Annotated in this window: 19 protein-coding genes and 1 pseudogene; 9 read left to right on the forward strand and 11 right to left on the reverse strand. The window is 61.2% G+C overall.

Annotated features, from left to right (window positions below):
* Nucleotides 1–309: 309 nt before the first annotated feature.
* Both ACYCCG_RS15430 and ACYCCG_RS15435 read right to left on the reverse strand, forming a co-directional pair.
* The gene (locus ACYCCG_RS15430) at nt 310–612 is read right to left on the reverse strand and encodes a cell division protein ZapA (protein WP_003255684.1); all 303 of its coding nucleotides are present in this window, start codon (nt 610–612) and stop codon (nt 310–312) included.
* The gene (locus ACYCCG_RS15435) at nt 609–839 is read right to left on the reverse strand and encodes a hypothetical protein (RefSeq protein ID WP_003255686.1); all 231 of its coding nucleotides are present in this window, start codon (nt 837–839) and stop codon (nt 609–611) included. Before ACYCCG_RS15435 ends, ACYCCG_RS15430 begins: the two co-directional genes overlap by 4 nt.
* 281 nt (nt 840–1,120) lie before the next feature.
* Between ACYCCG_RS15435 and ACYCCG_RS15440 the strand changes: the two are divergent.
* Nucleotides 1,121–1,876, forward strand: a pseudogene (locus ACYCCG_RS15440) (MCP four helix bundle domain-containing protein); the annotation flags it as partial.
* Nucleotides 1,868–2,731 carry a methyl-accepting chemotaxis protein gene (locus ACYCCG_RS15445; RefSeq protein ID WP_370844219.1) on the forward strand — a complete coding sequence of 288 codons (864 nt, stop codon included), beginning with the start codon at nt 1,868–1,870 and terminating at the stop codon, nt 2,729–2,731. The pseudogene ACYCCG_RS15440 and the gene ACYCCG_RS15445, both read left to right, overlap by 9 nt.
* 108 nt (nt 2,732–2,839) lie before the next feature.
* On the opposite strand, the gene gbcB is transcribed toward ACYCCG_RS15445, so the two are convergent.
* Nucleotides 2,840–3,940 carry an FAD-binding oxidoreductase gene (gene gbcB, locus ACYCCG_RS15450; RefSeq protein WP_209968644.1) on the reverse strand — a complete coding sequence of 367 codons (1,101 nt, stop codon included), beginning with the start codon at nt 3,938–3,940 and terminating at the stop codon, nt 2,840–2,842.
* A 295-nt stretch (nt 3,941–4,235) separates the two neighbouring features.
* On the opposite strand from gbcB, the gene gbcA reads away from it, so the two are divergent.
* Nucleotides 4,236–5,528 (forward strand): glycine-betaine demethylase subunit GbcA, encoded by a 1,293-nt coding sequence (gene gbcA, locus ACYCCG_RS15455; RefSeq protein ID WP_021782651.1) that lies wholly within the window; start codon nt 4,236–4,238, stop codon nt 5,526–5,528.
* A 62-nt stretch (nt 5,529–5,590) separates the two neighbouring features.
* Here the strand turns inward: gbcA and ACYCCG_RS15460 are convergent, their stop codons facing one another.
* The 7 genes from ACYCCG_RS15460 to ACYCCG_RS15490 all read right to left on the reverse strand — a co-directional run bounded on the left by ACYCCG_RS15460 (nt 5,591) and on the right by ACYCCG_RS15490 (nt 14,819).
* Nucleotides 5,591–6,367: an RHS repeat-associated core domain-containing protein gene (locus ACYCCG_RS15460; RefSeq protein WP_209968648.1), complete on the reverse strand. Its 777-nt coding sequence runs from the start codon at nt 6,365–6,367 to the stop codon at nt 5,591–5,593.
* Between the two features lie 646 nt (nt 6,368–7,013).
* Entirely contained in the window at nt 7,014–7,784 is a 771-nt protein-coding gene (etfB, locus tag ACYCCG_RS15465; protein ID WP_003255694.1) for an electron transfer flavoprotein subunit beta, read from the reverse strand.
* A 10-nt stretch (nt 7,785–7,794) separates the two neighbouring features.
* Nucleotides 7,795–9,027: an electron transfer flavoprotein subunit alpha gene (etfA, locus tag ACYCCG_RS15470; protein WP_459671032.1), complete on the reverse strand. Its 1,233-nt coding sequence runs from the start codon at nt 9,025–9,027 to the stop codon at nt 7,795–7,797.
* The gene (dgcB, locus tag ACYCCG_RS15475; protein WP_021782649.1) at nt 9,027–10,979 is read right to left on the reverse strand and encodes a dimethylglycine demethylation protein DgcB; all 1,953 of its coding nucleotides are present in this window, start codon (nt 10,977–10,979) and stop codon (nt 9,027–9,029) included. The genes etfA and dgcB overlap by 1 nt, the downstream gene beginning before the upstream one ends.
* A gap of 179 nt (nt 10,980–11,158) precedes the next feature.
* Nucleotides 11,159–13,219: a dimethylglycine demethylation protein DgcA gene (dgcA, locus tag ACYCCG_RS15480; RefSeq protein ID WP_003255697.1), complete on the reverse strand. Its 2,061-nt coding sequence runs from the start codon at nt 13,217–13,219 to the stop codon at nt 11,159–11,161.
* A 15-nt stretch (nt 13,220–13,234) separates the two neighbouring features.
* On the reverse strand, nt 13,235–13,765 hold the full coding sequence (locus ACYCCG_RS15485; RefSeq protein ID WP_003255698.1) for a DUF5943 domain-containing protein: 531 nt from the start codon (nt 13,763–13,765) through the stop codon (nt 13,235–13,237).
* 76 nt (nt 13,766–13,841) lie between these two features.
* A complete protein-coding gene (locus ACYCCG_RS15490) occupies nt 13,842–14,819 on the reverse strand; it encodes a dipeptidase (RefSeq protein ID WP_003255700.1) in 978 nt (325 codons plus the stop codon).
* A 285-nt stretch (nt 14,820–15,104) separates the two neighbouring features.
* Here ACYCCG_RS15490 and ACYCCG_RS15495 point away from each other — a divergent pair, with 285 nt between their 5' ends.
* The 3 genes from ACYCCG_RS15495 to ACYCCG_RS15505 all read left to right on the forward strand — a co-directional run bounded on the left by ACYCCG_RS15495 (nt 15,105) and on the right by ACYCCG_RS15505 (nt 17,043).
* Complete coding sequence (locus tag ACYCCG_RS15495; protein WP_209968659.1) at nt 15,105–15,521, forward strand: lysozyme inhibitor LprI family protein; 417 nt, start codon at nt 15,105–15,107, stop codon at nt 15,519–15,521.
* Between the two features lie 138 nt (nt 15,522–15,659).
* On the forward strand, nt 15,660–16,352 hold the full coding sequence (locus ACYCCG_RS15500) for a hypothetical protein (RefSeq protein WP_020193117.1): 693 nt from the start codon (nt 15,660–15,662) through the stop codon (nt 16,350–16,352).
* Between the two features lie 73 nt (nt 16,353–16,425).
* Nucleotides 16,426–17,043 carry a hypothetical protein gene (locus tag ACYCCG_RS15505; RefSeq protein WP_176683572.1) on the forward strand — a complete coding sequence of 206 codons (618 nt, stop codon included), beginning with the start codon at nt 16,426–16,428 and terminating at the stop codon, nt 17,041–17,043.
* Between the two features lie 3 nt (nt 17,044–17,046).
* On the opposite strand, the gene ACYCCG_RS15510 is transcribed toward ACYCCG_RS15505, so the two are convergent.
* Entirely contained in the window at nt 17,047–17,994 is a 948-nt protein-coding gene (locus ACYCCG_RS15510; RefSeq protein ID WP_209968662.1) for a GlxA family transcriptional regulator, read from the reverse strand.
* Between the two features lie 145 nt (nt 17,995–18,139).
* Here ACYCCG_RS15510 and choX point away from each other — a divergent pair, with 145 nt between their 5' ends.
* The 3 genes from choX to ACYCCG_RS15525 all read left to right on the forward strand — a co-directional run bounded on the left by choX (nt 18,140) and on the right by ACYCCG_RS15525 (nt 21,224).
* Entirely contained in the window at nt 18,140–19,084 is a 945-nt protein-coding gene (gene choX, locus ACYCCG_RS15515; RefSeq protein WP_209968666.1) for a choline ABC transporter substrate-binding protein, read from the forward strand.
* Between the two features lie 123 nt (nt 19,085–19,207).
* Nucleotides 19,208–20,092 (forward strand): beta-keto acid cleavage family enzyme, encoded by an 885-nt coding sequence (locus ACYCCG_RS15520; RefSeq protein ID WP_339444654.1) that lies wholly within the window; start codon nt 19,208–19,210, stop codon nt 20,090–20,092.
* 166 nt (nt 20,093–20,258) lie between these two features.
* On the forward strand, nt 20,259–21,224 hold the full coding sequence (locus ACYCCG_RS15525; protein WP_459671038.1) for an L-carnitine dehydrogenase: 966 nt from the start codon (nt 20,259–20,261) through the stop codon (nt 21,222–21,224).
* Nucleotides 21,225–21,228: the final 4 nt, after the last annotated feature.

Here is a 21,228-nt window from a genome sequence, read left to right on the forward strand (position 1 = left end):
CTGTGGCATCGATCTGCGCTTGAGTACGCGCAAGGGTCTGCTGATGCCTGTAGGAGCGGGTTTACCCGCGAATGCGATGTTGAAGCCACTGACGCATTCGCGGGTGAACCCGCTCCTACGGGGGACGATGTACGGCCTTATTGCTCAGCGATGGTACGCACGATGGCATCCACTGTGGCATCGATCTGCGCTTGAGTACGCGCAAGGGTCTGCTGATGCCTGTAGGAGCGGGTTTACCCGCGAATGCGATGTTGAAGCCACTGACGCATTCGCGGGTGAACCCGCTCCTACGGGGGACGGTGTACGGCCTTATTGCTCAGCGATGGTACGCACGATGGCATCCACTGTGGCATCGATCTGCGCTTGAGTACGCGCAAGGGTCTGCTGATGCTCTTTCTGCAGTTCGACCTGTTTGGAGCACAGGTTAAGGGCAGCCAGCACCAGCAGTTTGTCACCGATCAAGGTCGGGTACTGACGCTTGGTCTCGTTAAGGGCTTTGTTGAGCATCCGTACCGCCTGGGCCAGGGTTTCTTCCTGGCCTTCGGGCGCCTTGATCGAATAGTCGATGCCGAGAATCGACACGACATTGATCGGCTGCTCCTGCAGTCTCATGCGCCAACAACGCCCGCGCTGGCGCGCTCGACCAGGGCCTGGATGCGTGCTGCGGTAGCGCCGTTCTTCTCTTCCTGCTCCATCAGCGACAGCTGCAGGGTTTCGTTCTCTTCCTTGGCCTGGGCCAGTTCCTGGCCAAGGGCGGTGTTCTGCTCGATGAGTTGAGCGTTTTTCTGCATCAGGTCGCTGACCAGTTGCTCGATTTGATTCAGGGAAGCTTCCAGCATGGGTCTATCTCAGGTTGTTGCGAGGGGCACACACGATAAAGAAAAGTGCGCCCTATCGCCATTAAATATCGGATTCATAAGGTGTCTGACCCGCAGATTGACAGGGTAATCGACCCCTTGTTCCGACCTGGATCAACCGCCGGTCAGGAAAAGGCCAGCGGTTGCACAATTTTCCCCGAACGCATTCAAGACTGGCCAGTCACGACCGATAGCCCGGCAAGTCATGTTTTGTCGCTCTTTTCCCACTTGCCTGGATCCTCCTCTCCATGTCCCTACGCAACATGAATATCGCCCCGCGCGCGCTTCTCGGCTTCGCGCTCATCGGCCTGCTGATGCTCGGCCTTGGTATCTTCTCCCTGGTGCAGATGGGCAACATCCGCCAGGCGGGCGTTGCCATCGAGCAAGTCAGCGTGCCCAGCATCAAGATCCTCGACGAACTCACCGCGCTGAACCTGCGCATGCGCACGCTTTCCTATCGCCTGCTGCTCAACCGCGAGCCGGCAACCCAACGCGATACCCTCAATCTTCTGGACCAGCGCAACAGCCAGATCGACCGGGCACGCCAGGCCTACCTGCCAATGATCATCGCCGCCGACGAACAGGCAGCATTCGACCAGTACGGTCAGTTGCTCAACCAGTACCGCCAACTGGAATCACGCATGCGCACACTGAGCCAGGCCGACCGCCTGGATGAACTGCAGGACCTGCTTAACCGCGACCTGCTGGCCAACTCCGAGCAGATCAACAAGGTCATGGACACCTTGGTACGCATCAACACTGATCAGACTCGCGCCACCAACGAGAAAGCCGCCAGCCAGTATGCCAGCGCTTTCGCCCTGGTGATCGGCCTGCTGGTTGCCGCCACCGTACTGACCTTCGCCTGCGCCTTCCTGCTGACCCGCAGCATCGTCAAACCGATCGAAGAAGCGCTCAAAAGCGCCGAACAAGTCGCCGACGGCGACCTGACCCACGTCATCCGCGCAGAGGGCACCGACGAAGCCGCCCGGTTGTTGCGCGCCATGGCGCGCATGCAGGACAAGCTGCGCGACACCTTGCAGCAGATCGCCGGCTCCGCCACCCAGCTGGCCTCGGCAGCAGAAGAGTTGAATTCCGTCACCGACGAAAGTGCCCGTGGCCTGCAGCAGCAGAACAATGAGATTGAACAGGCCGCCACTGCAGTCACCGAAATGACCAGCGCAGTGGAAGAAGTGGCGCGCAATGCCGTGAGCACCTCAGAAGCGTCCAGTGAAGCCAGCCGCTCCACCGGTGATGGTCGTGACCTGGTGATGGAAACCGTGGGTGCAATCGAGCGCATGAGCGGTGATGTGCAAGCTACCGCCAAGCTGATCACCCACCTGGCCGAGCAGTCGCGCGACATTGGCAAGGTGCTCGACGTGATCCGAGGCCTGGCCGACCAGACCAACCTGCTGGCGCTCAACGCAGCCATCGAAGCGGCGCGCGCCGGTGAAGCGGGCCGTGGTTTTGCCGTGGTGGCGGATGAGGTGCGGGCACTGGCTCACCGTACCCAACAGTCGACCAGCGAAATCGAGCGCATGATCGGCAGCATCCAAGGCGGCACGGAAGAGGCGGTAGAATCGATGCGCACCAGCACCGAGCGTGCCGAGTCGACATTGAACATCGCCCGTGGCGCGGGCATGGCACTGGACACCATCGCCGGCGCGGTGGCGCAGATCAACGAGCGCAACCTGGTGATTGCCAGTGCGGCGGAAGAGCAGGCTCAGGTAGCGCGGGAAGTGGACCGCAACCTGGTGAACATCAACGACCTGTCGGTGCAGAGCGCTACTGGGGCGCATCAGACCAGCGCGGCGAGTGCCGAGCTGTCGCGCCTGGCGGTAGACCTCAATGGCCTGGTAGCCCGGTTCCGCACCTAGAAGCATTCGCGGGCACGCCCGCTCCCGCAAGGTTCACCGCAGTCCTGAAGATAGCGATGACCCTGTGGGAGCGGGCGTGCCCGCGAAGAATCCAGACTGGCCACTGGATCAGTAATCGATCCGCACATCCCCTTTCGGCACGCTGCAGCACGACAGGATGTAACCCTCGGCTTCGTCCTCTTCGGTGATGCCGCCGTTGTGCTCCATCTCCACCTCGCCGCCCAGCTTGAGCACCTTGCAGGTGCCGCAGATACCCATGCCGCAGGCTTTCGGGATCATCAGGCCAACCTTGGCTGCCGCCGCATGCACGGTCTCGCCCGGAGCGATGCGGATGCTCTTCTCGCTGCCGATGAACTCCACCAGATTGAGGTCGGACACGTCCAGTTCCGGTGCATCGGCCGCCTGCTCGGCGTGCTCCACGGCATCGGCCTTGGCTTCTGCCGGCGTCGCGCCGAACGATTCCTCATGGTAATTCGCCATGTCGAAGCCGACCGCTTCGAGCAGGCGCTTGACCGCTGTCATGTACGGCGTCGGGCCGCAGCAGAACACCACGCGCTCCATGTAGTCCGGCGCGATCAGCTCCATCAGCCGCTGGTTCAGGTAACCGCGGTACCCCGCCCACGGCTCGCCCAGGCCATGCTTTTCGCAAATGATGTGCAGGCTGAAGTTGGGGATGCGCGAAGCCATCTGCTCCAGCTCGCGGTGGTAGATGATGTCCTTCGGCGAACGGGCGCTGTGCACGAACACCATGTCGACATTGGCGTTGGTGTCGTAGAACCAGCGCGCCATCGACATCACCGGGGTAATACCCACACCGCCCGACAGGTACAGCACCTTGCTCGACGGGAAGTCGATGGCGTTGAACAGGCCCACAGGGCCGTGCACCGGCAGCTCGAGGCCTTCGTACATGGTGTCGTGCAGGAAGTTGGAGACCAGGCCGCCCGGCACACGCTTGACGGTGATCGAGAAGCTGTAGGGCACTGACGGCGAACTGGAGATGGTGTAGGACCGCATCACGGGCTTGCCTTCGATCTCCAGCTCCAGGGTGACGAACTGCCCCGGCTTGAAGAAGAACATGATCGGCTGGTCGGCCATGAAGCAGAAGGTGCGCACGTCCCAGGTCTCCTGGATGACCTTGACGCAGCGCACGATGTGGCGGCCGTTGGCCCAGGTCTGGGTAGTGACCGGATTGAGGAAGGTATCGGACATGTTCATCTCCAGCGGCCGACTATGGCCCTTTTCATGGCTGCGATAATGCGCAAGCTGAAGACGACGTACATTCCTGCCTGCGACATCGACGTGCTTATCGCGACCAGCCCCGTGGCACAAGGGCTGGCGCGTCGTTATTCAAATCGGCCATGTCGCCCGTGGATACGGTTCGCGGCGTCTTCGGACGCACACTCCACGGCAAAAGAACTCGCTGTTTTGTCTGAAACAGCCTTGCGGCACCACAACAACGATTAGCCACCTTTTGCCGGCCGCATACGGCCCCGAGGAATACACGATGGACGTCACCGCAACCCTGAGCCTGGGCGATCCACTTGAACCTGCACGCAAGGCCACCGCCGAGATGTTGCAGACCCGCGAGCGCACCTACTCGCTACCCCAGCCTTTCTACACCGACGAGCGTCTGTTCCAGATCGACATGCAGGAAATCTTCCATAAAGAATGGTTGATCGCCGGCATGACCTGCGAGATCCCGGCCAAGGGCAACTACATCACCCTGCAGATCGGCAAGAACCCGATCATTGTAGTGCGCGGTGCCGAAGGCAAGGTACATGCGTTCCACAACGTCTGCCGCCACCGCGGTTCGCGCCTGTGCGTCAGCGAGAAAGGCAAGGTGGCCAAACTGGTGTGCCCATATCACCAGTGGACTTACGAGCTGGACGGCCGCCTGCTGTTCGCCGGCACCGAGATGGGTGCTGACTTCGATATGAACCAGTATGGCCTCAAGCCCGTGAACGTGAAGGTTGCCGGCGGCTACATCTTCATCAGCCTGGCGGAAAACCCGCCTGCCATCGACGAGTTCCTGGCCACGCTGGACCATTACATGGAACCGTACGACATGGAGAACACCAAGGTGGCGGTGCAAACCACCTTGATGGAAAAAGCTAACTGGAAGCTGGTGCTGGAAAACAACCGCGAGTGCTACCACTGCAACGGTTCGCACCCGGAACTGCTGCAAACCCTGTTGGAGTGGGACGACACCAACGACCCGCGCGCCAGCCAGGAATTCAAGGACCACGTGGCCGCCTCCGCCGCTGCCTGGGAAGCCGAGAAGATCCCGTATCTGCACAAGAGCCACGGCCTGCGTAACCGTATCGTGCGCATGCCACTGCTCAAGGGCACCGTGTCGATGACCATGGACGGCAAGCAGGCCTGCCAGAAGCTGATGGGTCGCATCAAGAACCCGGACCTTGGCTCGATGCGCATCCTGCACCTGCCGCACTCCTGGAACCACTGCATGGGCGACCACATGATCGTGTTCACCGTGTGGCCGATCAGTGCACAGGAAACCATGGTCACCACCAAGTGGCTGGTGCACAAGGATGCTGTGGAAGGCGTGGACTACAACCCCGAGAACATGCGCAAGGTGTGGGACGCCACCAACGACCAGGACCGTCGTCTGGCGGAAGAGAACCAGCGTGGGATCAACTCCACCGCGTACCAACCCGGCCCGTATTCGAAGACTTACGAGTTTGGTGTGGTGAACTTCATTGACTGGTACAGCGGGCGGATGCTCAACAACCTGGGAGCAGAGCCGGCGGCCTACCTGAAAGAAGTGCAGGCTCAGTAAACAAAAAAGCCCTGCCGCAAAAGATGCACTTTGCGGCAGGGCGTAACCTCATAGCAATCGGCTCACTTTGACTGACTACGCGGTCGCCGTATATCCAACGCTTGTGAAGGCGGCGAAGCACCAGCAATTCTCCGCTGCCGTATTCTTTCATTGATGTCATACACGACATTCTGATTCGAAGGGGTCACGGGTGGCCTACCAGTTGGAGTGACAACTTCCAGCACGAACTCGTGCGGCATTGGCGCCTCGGGTAAGCCTCCCGTCATCAAATTCCAATTCGTCTTGATCTGATTCAATGGGCGGCTCCCCGGCCCAATCGCTGCGTTGATCGCTCGCGTGAGCGTTGCTGCAGCACTGATTGCCGTACCCACGTTCGCGCCAAAAATAGCGCTCGGCACCCCTGCGTACAATGCCGCGGAGCTTCCTAAGCTCAGTATGGAACCGAAGGTGCTCACTCGTGTGGCATTAAGGCCTATCCAGGTTTCAGGCGTAGGTCCGAGAAAGTTATAAGCAATCGTCGCTCCGTTCGACAGCATACCTAAACCACGCAGCAGCAAGCCCCCAACATCAAAACTATGGCCACTGGGATCGACTCGGTTAACCGGATCGCCAGCGCAATATGCATAACCGTTCAACCCCCCTGCCCCAAAAGGACTGAAGGAGTCTTGGGCTTGAAACCGCATCAATGCCGGATTGTAGGCACGATAACCGTTACCCAAGTGATAGCAACCCGTGAACGGGTCTCGCCGCTCGCCGTTGAACGCAAGTACACAAGCTCCGCGATGCGTTCGATAGCCATAGGGTGAGTATCCGTTGACAACTGCAGGCATGAGGGTCATGTGGATAACTCCTGGAATGGTTCTATGGAGGATATCCAGCCGCCGCGTACTCAAACACTGGCAATTCTGTCAGTGCCCACAGGTATCAATCGGATTCAAGCAGATGATCAATTTTTGATCAAAACAACGGAGCCCTTGTTTTTAAAGGGCTACAGTGCACTCCGTACAACTTGTCCACAGAGACACTAACAGACTTTGTGAGCAAAACACGGAGCCGACAACTGTAGTTCTGTGGATAAGCGGTTCAAAGCTCTGATAATCAAGAATTCGAGACTTCTGACCCACCTTGATCGTTTTTTAATCATTTCTTCGCAAGCCACGCCCTACGCGTACTCCAGCTAGTGCCCAACAGATTATCCACAGAGCAGCTAACAGCGATTGTGGGCAATACGAGCTGGAGGCATGCATATCCGTGCCTGACGAGCAGTGTGATGGGTCCGGCAGGGACTTATGCACAGATAGAATGTGCGTCTGGCAGATCGGGACGCCCTTGTGGAAGCGGGCTTGTCCCGTGGAGCAGGAGACCCAGTGCCTGGCACCGGCTGCGCCGGTGTTGGCGGGGCATGCCCGCCCGCACTCGGTCACTGGAAAATCAGTAATTTAGCGTTGCTCCAGGAGAACGCCTTGCCGGGGAGTGCATGAGCCTTTAGCGCAGCACGCCCTCTTCCACCAACAGCTTGAGGATGGCTTCGGCGCCTTCCTGTGGCGAAACGTCCTTCAACACCTTACCCCCACCGCCGCTGGCCTTGGCCGTTGCGGCCTTCATCCGGTCGGCGCCACTCTTGGCCTTGATCACCTTCAAGCGCTTGGGCCTTGGACGGGCCGGTTGCAACTCGGCTTCAGCCAACAGCTCATCTTCGACAATGGCCACATTACGCGCCGCCAATACCCCCCGGCGCGCAGGCCCAAAAGCGCTCTGGCGCGGCTTGGGCGCCGCGTTATCCACAGTCGCCAGCAATGGCAAACGCACCTTCAAGCGACGCCGCTGACCACGCGGCAAAGCCTGCAACACCTGCGCGGTGCCGTTGTCGATCGACTCCACCTCAGCCAACCCGACAATCAGCGGCCAGCCGAGCTTTTCGGCCAGCAGGAACGGCAACATGCCCGAACCCTCGCCAGTCTCGGCCTGGCTGCCGGTCAGCACCAGTTGGGCTCCGGCGTCGCGCAGATAATCGCCCAGCACGCCCAGCACATCGGCCCCGGCCGGTTGCTCCAGCACGTCGAGGTGGTCCAGGCCCATGCCCAGGTAAGCGCGCAAGGCCTCTTCCTGTGGATCGCCAGCATGCACCACCTGCAAGTTATCCCCAGCCAGCTGCAAACCCAGCTCCACGGCGCGGGCATCCTGCTCGGCGCGGCGGGCGCGGCCGGAGCTGGGGTGGGCACCAATGGAAACCAGGCTGATCACTTTCGTACTCATGCTCGTGCCCTTATGCCGCGTCGCGTTGGCCGCCGCTGCGGAAGTTTTCCACAGCCTCGATCAACGCCTTGAGAATCGCCGAGCTGTCGCCAATCACCGACAGGTCAGCCCGTTTGATCATGTCGCAGCCCGGATCCATGTTGATCGCCACCACCTTGTCGCAGGCACCGATACCCTGCAGGTGCTGGATCGCACCCGAGATACCCACAGCCACGTAGACACGCGCGGTAACCCAGGTGCCGGTAGCCCCCACTTGGCGGTTACGCGGCATGAAGCCGTCGTCCACTGCCACCCGCGAGGCACCTTCGGTAGCGCCGAGGGCTGCAGTGGCCTTGTGGTACAGGTCCCAGTCCTTGACGCCGTTGCCGCCCGAGACGATGAACTCGGCTTCGGCCATGGCAATGGTGGCCGGGTCGACGGCCACCGAACCAAGGTCTTCGATGCGCGGCAGGCTGCGCACCACACCTGTGGACAACTCCACCGGCAAGGCTTCGTGACGGGTTTCGCTGACCGGTTCGGCGCACTCGGCCGCCGCCAGGATCAGACGCGGCACGGCGCGTTGCAGGTCTTGCTGGCCGGCACCGGCGCGGCCGATGCACTGGCCGTCCTTGACCTGCCATACCCGCGTTGCCGGGCGCTCGCCCAGCGCTGCGCCCAGGCGCCGACCCAGTTCACCGCCACCGGTGCGGCTGTCGGGCAGCAGCCAGTGGCGCGGCGTGAACTGGTTATCCACAGTCCGCAGGCCTTGCACCAGTTGCTCCGGTGCATAACCTTCAAAGGCCTCGCCTTCGATAACCAGCAGGCGGTCGACACCGGCTGTGGAAAAGTTGCTTTCCTTGTGCTCGTTGAACACCACGGCCAGCACTGCCCCGTCGCTGCCGGCCAGGCTGTGAGCCAGGCCGAGCAGGTCGCGGTCGTGGCTGCTCAGGCGGCCACCAACCATGTCCGGCACAACGGCAATGTAGAACGCCGGCTCCGGCACCTGGTGCAGTGGCAACTTGACCTCGACCGCTGCCGTGCGCCGTCCACCCGCACCGGTGCCCTGCTGGGCGCCGCTGCGATCGATACGCTTGATGCCGGCCGGGCCGACAAAGCCCGCGGCAATCGCATGCGGGTTCTTGCGGATGATGCCGTTGGGCCCCATCCAGCTGGTCTGTTGCGTCTGCATCGCAGCATGCAGCGGGTGCAGACGGTTACGGGCGATCCACTCGGCGCGTGGGTCGCGGCGGATAATGTCGCTCATCAGTGCACCTCCGCAGGTTCACGTTTAGCCGTTTGCGGCTTTGGGACAGTGGAGCCGTCCTCCTCGATCAGCACGTCGGCCACCAGTTCAGCCAAATCCTTGATCTGCGGGCGCGGTTCGACCACGCCTTCAAGCATGGCGGTGCACTGTGGGCACCCCACAGCTACCAGCTCGGCCTCGGTCTCACGGATGTCGTCCATGCGCATATCGGGAATACGCTGCTTGCCAGGGATGTCAGTGATCGGCGCACCGCCACCACCACCGCAGCAACGGGAACGGAAGCCCGAGCGCTGCATCTCGCGCACCTCGATTCCCAGCGCCTTGAGCACTTCGCGCGGGGCTTCGTACTCGCCGTTGTAGCGGCCCAGGTAGCACGGATCATGGTAGGTGACGCTGCCGCCCTTGTGCTGGCCGAGATTGAGCTTCTTGGCCGCGATCAGTTCGGCGATGTAGGTACTGTGGTGCTGCACCTGGTAGTCACCGCCCAAGGCGCCGTATTCGTTCTTCAGCACATGGAAGCTGTGCGGATCGCAGGTAACGATGCGCTGGAACTTGTATTTCGCCAAGGTCTGGATGTTGCGCTTGGCCAGTTGCTGGAAGGTCGCCTCATCGCCCAGGCGACGCGCCACGTCGCCGCTGTCGCGCTCTTCCAGGCCGAGTACGGCAAAATCCACACCCGAGGCTTTCAACACTTTGACAAACGAACGCAAAGTGCGCTGGTTACGCATGTCGAAGGCACCATCGCCAACCCAGAACAACACTTCGGTCGCTTTGACTTCAGACAGCAGTTGCAGGTTAAGGTCGGCAGCCCAGTTCATGCGCCCGCCAGGGGCGAAGCCGCCGGGGTTGTCGGTAGCGATCAGGTTGTCCAGCACCTCGGCGCCCTTGTTCGGGGTAGCGCCCTTTTCCAGAGTGAGGTGGCGGCGCATGTCGACGATGGCATCGACGTGCTCGATCATCATCGGGCACTCTTCGACGCAGGCACGGCAGGTGGTGCAGGACCACAGCGTTTCGGCGTCGACCAGGCCATTGACGATCGGCTGGTGCGGATTGCCGCCGTGTTCGCCGATCGGTTTGCCAGGGTACGGGCTGCCGGCGAATTGCGCGTCAGTGCCACCGGCAAGGCCGATAACCATGTCCTGGATGAGTTTTTTCGGGTTCAGCGGCTGGCCAGCGGCAAAGGCCGGGCACATGGCTTCACATTTACCGCACTGCACGCAGGCATCAAAGCCAAGCAGCTGGTTCCAGGTGAAGTCCACCGGTTTTTCCACACCCAGAGGGGCGTTCGGGTCTTCCAGATCCAGCGGCTTTAGGCCGGTGGAGCGGCCGCCGCCGAAGCGATCGGCACGGCGGTGCCAGGCCAGGTGCAAGGCACCGGCGAAGGCGTGCTTCATCGGGCCGCCCCAGGTCATGCCAAAGAACAGCTCCGACACACCCCACAGCACGCCCAGGCCCAGAATGGCGACCATCACCCAGCCACCGGTGTTGGCCGGCAGGATACCGGCGACCGGCAGGGTGGCAATGAAGAAGCTCACGGCGAACGCCAGCAAACTCTTCGGCAGGCGCATCCACGGGCCCTTGGACAGGCGAGAGGGCGGGTTGAGGCGGCGTTTGAAGACAAAGATGGCACCGGTGAACATGATCACCGTGGCTACCAGCAGTGCGTAGCCGAGGATCTTGCTCTGCAGGCCAAAACCATGCACCAGAATGGCCAGGGCGGCAGACAGCACAAAGCCGCCCGCAGTGGCCACGTGGGTCTTGGACATGTATTTGTCGCGCTCAACCACATGGTGCAGGTCCACCAGGTAGCGGCGCGGCATGGCCAGCAGGCCGCCGATCAGGTTGACCTTGGACGGCCGGCCACGGCGCCACATGCGCACCCGGCGCAAGGCACCGAGCACTGCCAGGCCAAGGGCAGCGAACAGCAGGATGGGTAGAAGGGTGTTCAACATGGGAGACTCCCCACAAACAGCTGGATTCTTGCGCCGACCAGAGGGCGAGACTGGCCCCATGTAGGAGCGGGTCCACCCGCGAATGCATCCGGTCAGGCAACAGTGTTGTCAGTGCTGACGCATTCGCGGGTGAACCCGCTCCTACAGGGATCGCGCCCGATGGCGGCGACTGTTAACGATCAGAAGTCCTTGCAGAGGCGCAAGGCGTCGTAGATCGCCGCATGCACGTTGCGCTGGGCCACGCAGTCGCCGATGCGATACAGCAGGTAGCCTTCGCCCGGCTGGCTCAGGATCGGCTGTGGCTTGATGGCGAACAGCGCCTCCACGTCGATCTGGCCCTTGTTGCGCGAACCTTCCTTGAGCGCGTAGTACAGCTCTTCGTCAGGGCGCACGCCGTTCTCGACCACTACCTGATCGACCACGCGCTCTTCCTTGGCGCCGGTGTATTCGTTCTCCAGTACCGCCACCAGCTTGTCGCCTTCGCGGTAGACCTTTTCCAGCATCATGTCGCCGGTCATGATCACTTCTTTGGGGTACATGCTGCGGTAGTAGGTGGGGAAAGTGGTACCACCCATGGCCACGCCTGGCTTGATGTCGTCGGTGACGATCTCGACCTGGCTACCTTTGTCGGCGATGAAGTCGGCCACCGACATACCGGTGAATTCGCAGATGGTGTCGTACACCAGCACGTTCTTGCCCGGCGCTACCTTGCCATCGAGCACATCCCAGCTGCTGACCACCAGCCCTTCAGCGGCGCCCCAGTGCTCGTTCTGCTCCAGGAACGAGTGCCCACCTACGGCCAGCACGATGACGTCCGGGCGCAGGTCCTGGATGGCGGCCACATCAGCGGCAGTGCCCAGGCGCAAGTCGACTTTCAGGCGAGCCAGCTCAAGCTGGTACCAGCGGGTGATACCGGCAATCTGGTCACGCTGCGGGGCCTTGGCGGCAATGGTGATCTGCCCGCCGATCTGGTCCCTCTTCTCGAACAGGGTCACATCGTGGCCGCGTTCAGCAGCCACACGGGCCGCTTCCATGCCCGCAGGGCCTGCGCCAACCACCACCACCTTGCGCTTGACGCCGGTGGTCTTCTCGATGATGTGCGGCACACCCATGTATTCACGGGAGGTCGCGGCGTTCTGGATGCACAGCACATCGAGGCCCTGGTACTGGCGGTCGATGCAGTAGTTGGCACCGACGCACTGCTTGATCTGGTCGATCTGGCCCATCTTGATCTTGGCGATCAGGTGCGGGTCTGCCATGTGCGCACGGGTCATGCCGACCATGTCCACGTAGCCGCCTTCAAGGATGCGCGTGGCCTGGTTCGGGTCTTTGATGTTCTGCGCGTGCAGCACCGGGACCTTGACCACTTCCTTGATACCGGCCGCCAGGTGCAGGAACGGCTCCGGCGGGTAGCTCATGTTGGGGATGACGTTGGCCAGGGTGTTGTGAGTATCGCAACCCGAGCCGACCACACCGATGAAGTCGAGCATGCCGGTGGCGTCGTAGTAGGCGGCGATCTGCTTCATGTCCTCGTGGCTGAGGCCATCGGGGTGGAACTCGTCACCACAGATACGCATGCCCACACAGAAGTCGTCACCCACTTCGGCGCGCACGGCTTTCAGTACTTCCAGGCCGAATTTCATGCGGCCTTCAAAGGTGCCGCCCCATTCGTCGGTACGCTTGTTGACCCGCGGGCTCCAGAACTGGTCGATCATGTGCTGGTGCACCGCCGACAATTCCACGCCGTCCAGGCCGCCCTCTTTGGCGCGACGCGCAGCCTGCGCGTAGTTGCCGATTACCCGCCAGATCTCTTCCACCTCGATGGTTTTGCAGGTGGCGCGGTGCACAGGTTCGCGAATACCCGATGGCGACATCAGCGTCGGCCAGTTGAAGCCGTCCCAACGCGAGCGACGGCCCATGTGGGTAATCTGGATCATGATCTTGGCGCCATGCTTGTGCATGGCGTCGGCAAGGTTCTGGAAGTGCGGGATGATGCGGTCGGTCGACAGGTTGACCGATGCCCACCATTCCTGCGGGCTGTCGATGGCCACCACCGACGAGCCGCCACAGATGGCCAGGCCGATGCCGCCCTTGGCCTTCTCTTCGTAGTACTTCACATAGCGGTCGGTCGTCATGCCGCCGTCAGTGGCGTAGACCTCGGCGTGCGCGGTGCTGAGCACACGGTTGCGGATGGTCAGTTTGCCGATCTGAATCGGCTGGAACATTGCTTCGAATGCCATGACGCTATCTCCGGCTTACAACGGCTTTGTAACGAACAGGCCATCTTCGTGGCCTTCTTCCGACCCACCATAGACCTGTTCGGCCACGGTGCGGATCTTGCTGCCGCGGGCAGCGAGAATCTGGTCCATCGCGCCGGCGAACCAGCCGGTGAACATGTAGTCGACCTTGCGGCCGCACTTGCCATAGACGTACACGAACGCAGAGTGCTTGAGCTTGACGCTGCAGGTACCTTTATCCAGGTCGATATCCTGGATCTCGAACAGGCCCCAGCCACGCTGGCTCAGGCGCTTCATGTAGTGCTCGAACACCGCTACGCCTTCCAGGCCATGGCACTCGGCCTCTTTTTCACACCAGTGCCAGGCGGACTTGTAGCCAGCCTTGTAGAGGATTTCGGCATAGGCGTCGGCGCCCAGCACTTCCTCGATGCCCATATGGTTATTGACGAAGAAATGACGAGGCACATACAGCATCGGCAAGGCGTCGCTGGTCCAGACACCGGTCTCGCTGTCGACTTCGATTGGCAATTGCGGGGCGATTTTGGCCATGGAAACTCAACTCCATAAAAATTTTTTGTGGGTGCCCCGGCGTTGCTGGCAGGGGCTATCAGGCTTGGAGAGCGGCTTACTCGCCCCAGACATCCTTGAGGACGTTTACCCAGTTCTCGCCCATGATCTTGCGCACCACACGCTCGGAGTGGCCGCGCTTGAGCAAGGTCTCGGTGAGGTTGGGGAATTCGCCGACGGTGCGAATGCCCAGCGGGTTGATGATCTTGCCGAAGTTGGTCAGGCGGCGGGCGTAGCCCTTGTCATGGGTCAGGTATTCGAAGAAGTCCTGGCCGTGACCCTGGGTGAAGTCAGTACCGATACCGATGGCGTCTTCACCGACGATGTTCATGGTGTACTCGATGGCTTCGGCGTAGTCATCGATGGTCGAATCAATGCCTTTGGCCAGGAACGGCGCGAACATGGTGACGCCGACGAAACCGCCGTGATCGGCGATGAACTTCAGCTCTTCGTCCGACTTGTTGCGCGGGTGCTCTTTCAGGCCCGAGGGCAGGCAGTGCGAGTAGCACACCGGCTTTTTCGATTCGAGGATGACTTCTTCGGAAGTCTTGGAGCCGACGTGGGACAGGTCGCACATGATGCCGACACGGTTCATCTCGGCAACGATCTCGCGACCGAAGCCGGACAGCCCGCCGTCACGCTCGTAGCAGCCGGTGCCAACCAGGTTCTGGGTGTTGTAGCACATCTGCACGATGCCCACGCCCAGCTGCTTGAACACGTCCACATAAGCGATCTGGTCCTCGAACGCATGGGCGTTCTGGAAGCCGAAGAGGATGCCGGTCTTGCCCAGCTCCTTGGCCTTGCGGATGTCGGCGGTGGTGCGCACCGGCATCACCAGGTCGCTGTTGTCGCGGATCAGCTTCTGGCTGGACGCAATGTTGTCGACGGTAGCCTTGAACCCTTCCCAGACCGACACCGTGCAGTTGGCCGCAGTGAGGCCGCCTTTGCGCATGTCTTCGAACAGCTCGCGGTTCCATTTGGCGATGATCAGGCCATCGATGACGATGCTGTCGGCGTGTAATTCGGCTGGGCTCATCAGGCTGTCCCCTTTTATAGAGTTGGGTCGCGCCAAACCTTCTGCCGGCGCTTTGAGGCCAGCATATGCCTGTGCCCCGAGGCGCCCCGGTGCAAAAACGACAGGGGGTTTGCCGAAAGCGTCAATGCGCGACAAGAGCGCGTCTGGCGCGTGTTCCGGGGATGAGAGACAGTCTCGATAACGCCATTTGCGGCCGGTACATGAACATTTGACCAGGGAGCTACCACCGGACCTCAGGCTGAGCGAGAATCCCTGCGATTCGACAGCCTGTTGAGGAGAAAACGGATGAAATCAATGGCATGGCTGGTGCTGCTGGCCATCGTGAGCGGAGCCCAGGCCAGCGAGGAAGAAAGCACACCTTGCGACAATGTGGAGACCGACCAGCAGACCTTCGCCTGCGCAGCATTCAACAAGCAGATCGCCGAGCGTGAACTGCAGTCGGCCTACGACGACCTGATCGAGCGCATGCGTGATCAGTTTGGCGACGAGGCTGGCCTGATGTCGCGAATTGACGCAGCCGAGCAAGTCTGGAGCCAACTGCGCGATGCAGACTGCAAGGTCGAAACCCATGCTGAACAACCAGGCAGCAAGACCTACCAGATCGCCTGGAACAGCTGCATTGCACAGCGCAGCGATGAGCGAGCGGAGTACTTGCGCAGCCTGGGCCTGCAAAACAGTGACGAGCTGGCACCCGAAGATTGATCAGCTCGCGCGAGTGAAGGATCAGCTCCAGAGGAACAACATGCCGCTGATGCCCCCTGCTTGATTGCTCGATAGTGCCCTCAGACCACGTGCTCCCCATGTGCGTCTTGGAACTCACAACTATCAAGGAATTACAAAGTGGCTGACATCAAAGTTGAAATGGAAAAAATCCGCAAAGAGGGTCAAGAGCGCGTAGCCGCTACCGGCCAGACCATCTGCATCTTCGCTGACAATGTGCCTGCCAACATTGCGGAAGACATCCTGGCCGGCATGCGCTTGATGACCGAACTGGCCAACAAGAAGTTCGACAAGGAAACCCAGCAGCGCGAGTGGTACAACTTCTACAACGATGGCCTGATCAAGTTCGGCTGGACCATGACGGGCGCAGCACATGCCGAAGATGCCATTGATGAGGACAACCTGACCCTGGCAGAGCTGATTACCAAGTCCGTCACCATCAGCGTCTCCGCGGACCCTCGTCGCGCCGCCTGCGCCCGGCGTGTTCTGCAAATTGTCGTGCAGAAACCGGAAGTCAAGGCGCACCTGGAAAAGCACAGCCATAGCGAAACCGGCAAATCGAGCAACTTCGTGGTCGCCCAGTGCGAAATGACGCCACAAGGCCTGCCTGCGATGCACATGACCAGCTTCCAGGCCAGCTACGACTCGAAAGTCGAGCGTGAAGGCGCCCTGACCCGCAAGGTCGACAAAACCTCTACCCGCGTTTATCGCGCTTCGCAACAAGGCACGTTCAGCGTTCGTCACTTCGACGCTGCACGTGATCTTGTGAATGAGAAGATCAAAGGCGACCTCGGCGCGTTTCTCGCTATCTGATTAGCGAGGCCGGGTACCAGCGCGCGCTGGTACCCGGTTCTGGTCATCTGCATCCATCAAGGAGCAATGCCACATGGACGATACGAGCCTGGACACCCGAATATTCGAGGAGCGGCTAAGCATCAAGCCTGCGCCCTGGCTGACACTCGATACATGGGAAGATTTGCAGCTATGCCTGCGTTATTCACAAGCAGTGGCCAATGAAAAATACTCGATGGAAACCCAGCCTCAGCAATGGTTCACTGTCGCTCTCGCCACCTTGCAATCACTGAAATTCACCCTGTTCGAACATACTCATAAAACCATCGTGTATGAGCCGCACTTGCTTGCATTAAGCGATGTTTACAGTGGCTATCTACCCCCACCCCGCGAGAAAGGGCCTTGGTTCAAGAGCCTCGACGAAAATGTTCAAGCCGCTCTGCAGTCGGCAGGTACGCGTACCTTCACCGTCATGAACGCCTCTTCACATCTCAGTATCGAAATGGACCATGAAGGGGACCAAGTCCCGGTTGCGATCCTGTTTTATGCCTACTGCATTACCGACCCGATCGAGCCCACCAGAAAGTTGAACCTGATATTCGACCATCTGGGTGCACGCTTCAATGCAGCGGGCTTCGCCCCGCTTCGCAAGGACCTGCAAGCGAGGAACCGCGAAAAACTGAGGGCGATTCTCGAGCGCGAGCTGGATTGAAGCTCACTTTGCACCGCCAGGCCTACGTTCCTCCCGCGGGCACCGCCCAAACCTCAGCTTGTAGCGCCGCGTGAAATACGAAGGCAGTTCAAACCCACACGCAAGGCTGATCTCAGTCACCGACATGTCGGTCTGAGCCAGCAACTGGCGCGCCTTGTCCAGCCGTAACGCGAGATAGAAACTGCTCGGTGTTGCATCAAGGTGCATGCGAAACAAACGCTCCAGTTGACGCCTGGTCACCTTGATCGCGGCAGCCAGATCCAGCGTGCTCAGCGGTGGTTCGATGTGTTTTTCCATTTCGCCAATGGCATGGATCAGCTTCTTGTTGCTGATGCCATAACGCGCACCGATCTGCATGCGCTGGTGGTCCTGGCGCTGACGGATACGACCCAGCACGAACTGCTCGGACACCTTGACCGCCAGTTCGCTGCCGTGGGACTGGGCAATCAAGTACAGCATCAGATCGATCGAGGCCGTTCCGCCGGCACAGGTGATGCGGCTGCGGTCGATCTCGAACAGCTCCTGGGTGGCTTGAAGGCCTGGATAGCGCTCCTTGAATGCCTCAAGGGCCTCCCAATGCAGTGTCGCCCGGTAGCCCTCGAGCAGCCCTGCCTCGGCCAGCACCATCGCGCCCGTATCGATGCCACCGAGCATGACCGCTTCGTGGTTGAGCCGGCGCAGCGCATGCAGCAGTTTGGGTGCGACATTGGCCAGCGGTTCGAAGCCTGCAACCACCAGCAGAATGTTGGCTGGCTCCCCCTCCCCCAGGGCGGCATCGGCATTGATCGACATGCCATTGCTCGCCAGCACCGCCTCACCGTCCAGGCTAAGCACCTGCCACCGATACAACTGCCCACCAAAACGATTGGCAACCCGCAGTGGCTCCACCGCCGAAATGAACCCCATGGCGGAAAAGCCGGGCACCAACAGAAAGGCTATCGTCTCCATCATCCCCTCCTCCACAGAAAACTGGTCGCCCCGGTGCTAATTCCTGTCGCTAGCGTGCGCTTGGGCAAGGTGGCGCCAGCGTAGCGTATTCACACGGTCCGCAGAGGCCGCCCTCAATAACAATATGCACTGCCGATGGAGAGCCACCATGCACAGCTTGATCCGCCGCAGCCTGTTGCCCCTTGCCCTGAGCAGCATCGTCGCCACCCCGCTTTTCGCCGCCGAGCCCGCCGCCTGCAAAAACGTGCGCCTTGGCGTGGTCAACTGGACCGACGTCATTGCCACCAGCGCCATGGCCCAGGTACTGCTCGACGGCCTGGGGTACCAGACCAAACAGACCAGTGCCTCGCAACAGATCATCTTCGCCGGCATACGCGACAAACGCCTGGACATGTTCCTGGGTTACTGGAACCCGATCATGACCCAGACCATCACCCCGTTCGTCGATGCCAACCAGGTCAAAGTGCTGGACAAGCCAAGCCTGGAGGACGCGCGCGCCACCTTGGCCGTGCCGAAATACCTCTACGACAAGGGCTTGAAGACCTTCGCCGACATCCACAAGTTCGAGAAAGAGCTGGGCGGCAAGATCTATGGCATCGAACCGGGTTCCGGCGCCAACACGCAGATCAAGGCAATGATCACCAAGAACCAGTTCGACCTGGGCAAGTTCCAGCTGGTCGAGTCCAGCGAGGCCGGCATGCTCGCCGCCGTCGACCGCGCGGTGCGGCGCAAGGAGGCCGTGGTGTTCTTCGGTTGGGCGCCGCACCCGATGAACGTGAACATCGACATGGCCTACCTGGGTGACAGCCGGGATGCGCTCGGCCCTGACGAAGGCCGTGCGACGGTGTGGACAGTGACGGCGCCGGACTACGCCGAACGCTGCCCCAATGCCCACCGCCTGCTGGCCAACCTTAAGTTCAGCGCCGAGGACGAGAGCCGCATGATGCAGCCACTGCTCGACCACAAGGACGCGCTGGAATCAGCCCGCCAGTGGCTCAAGGACCACCCAGAGGACAAGGCCCGCTGGCTTGAGGGTGTGACCACCTTCGATGGCAAGCCGGCCGCGGACAACCTCAAGCTTACCGCCAACTGACAGGGCCCTTTCGCGGGCACGCCCGCTCCCACAGGTACAGCGCCACACTCGGGATCACATTGATCCTGTGGGAGCGGGCATGCCCGCGAAAAAGCCAACACCGACATTACAAGGAACTGCACCATGAACCACGACGTCATCATCACCTGCGCCCTCACCGGCGCCGGCGACACCGCCTCGAAAAGCCACCTGGTCCCGGTTACCCCCAAGCAGATCGCCGAAGCCGCCGTGGAAGCCGCCAAAGCAGGTGCCACCGTGGTCCACTGCCACGTCCGCGACCCGCAGACCGGCCGTTTCAGCCGCGATGTGGCGCTGTACCGCGAAGTCATGGAGCGTATCCGCGAAGCCGACGTGGACATCATCGTCAACCTCACCGCCGGCATGGGCGGCGACCTGGAAATCGGCCCGGGTGAAACGCCGCTGGCGTTCGGCCCGGGCACCGACCTGATCGGCCCGCTGGAGCGCCTGGCCCATGTCGAAGCACTGTTGCCGGAAATCTGCACCCTCGATTGCGGCACCCTCAATTTCGGTGACGGCAACTCGATCTACGTGTCCACCCCGGCCCAACTGCGCGCCGGCGCCAAGCGCATTACCGAACTGGGGGTGAAGGCCGAGCTGGAAATCTTCGACACCGGCCACCTGTGGTTCGCCAAGCAAATGATGAAGGAAGGCCTGCTCGAAGACCCGTTGTTCCAGCTGTGCCTGGGCATCCCGTGGGGCGCACCGGCCGACACCACCACCATGAAGGCCATGGTCGACAACCTGCCGGCCAACGTCACTTGGGCCGGCTTCGGCATCGGCCGCATGCAGATGCCCATGGCCGCGCAGGCCGTGTTGCTCGGCGGCAATGTGCGGGTGGGCCTGGAAGACAACTTGTATCTGGACCGTGGCGTGCTGGCCAGCAATGGCCAACTGGTGGAACGCGCCAGCGAGATCATCACCCGCATGGGTGGCCGCGTGCTCAGCCCGGCAGAAGGTCGGGAAAAAATGAACCTCAAGCGCCGCTGATCCTTTCAACGATGGCAAATGCGCCGAAGACCCTGTGGGAGCGGGCGTGCCCGCGAAGCAGGCAACGCGATGGATGGCACCGGCCGCGCCGGTGTTCGCGGGCATGCCCGCTCCCACAGGGTTAGCCATGAACCCTGATGACTGTGTTTTACCCTGAGGACTAGCTATGCCCTTTATCACTGAAATCAAAACCTTCGCCGCCCTGGGTAGCGGCGTGATCGGCAGCGGCTGGGTCGCCCGCGCCCTGGCCCATGGCCTGGATGTGGTGGCCTGGGACCCGGCGCCCGGCGCCGAACAGGCACTGCGCAAACGTGTCGCCAACGCCTGGCCGGCACTGGAAAAACAAGGCCTGGCCCCTGGCGCATCGCAAGACCGCCTGAAGTTCGTGGCAACCATCGAGGAATGCGTGCGCAACGCCGATTTCATCCAGGAAAGCGCACCAGAGCGTCTGGACCTCAAGCTCGACCTGCACGCAAAAATCAGCGCCGCAGCCAAGCCTGATGCACTCATCGGCTCAAGCACTTCGGGCCTGTTGCCCAGCGAGTTCTACGAGTCGTCGACTCACCCTGAACGCTGCGTCGTCGGCCACCCGTTCAACCCGGTTTACCTGCTGCCGCTGGTGGAGATCGTCGGCGGTAGCCGCACCTCACCCGAGGCCATTGAAGCTGCCAAAACCATCTACACCGCGCTCGGCATGCGCCCGCTGCATGTGCGCAAGGAAGTGCCAGGCTTCATCGCCGACCGCCTGCTCGAAGCGCTATGGCGCGAGGCCCTGCACCTGGTCAACGACGGGGTTGCCACCACGGGCGAAATCGACGACGCGATTCGCTTCGGCGCAGGCTTGCGCTGGTCGTTCATGGGCACGTTTCTGACCTATACCCTGGCAGGTGGCGATGCCGGCATGCGCCACTTCATGTCACAGTTCGGCCCTGCCCTGAAGCTGCCCTGGACGTACCTGCCAGCACCGGAACTGACCGACAAGCTGATCGACGATGTGGTGAGCGGCACCGCTGAGCAACAGGGCGAGCGCAGCATCGCTGCACTGGAGCGCTACCGTGACGACACCCTGCTGGCGGTACTGGAAGCGGTGAAAACCAGCAAGGCCAGCCACGGCCTGTCATTCAGCGATTAAGGAG

It is taken from the genome of Pseudomonas sp. VEM90, assembly GCF_054611535.1.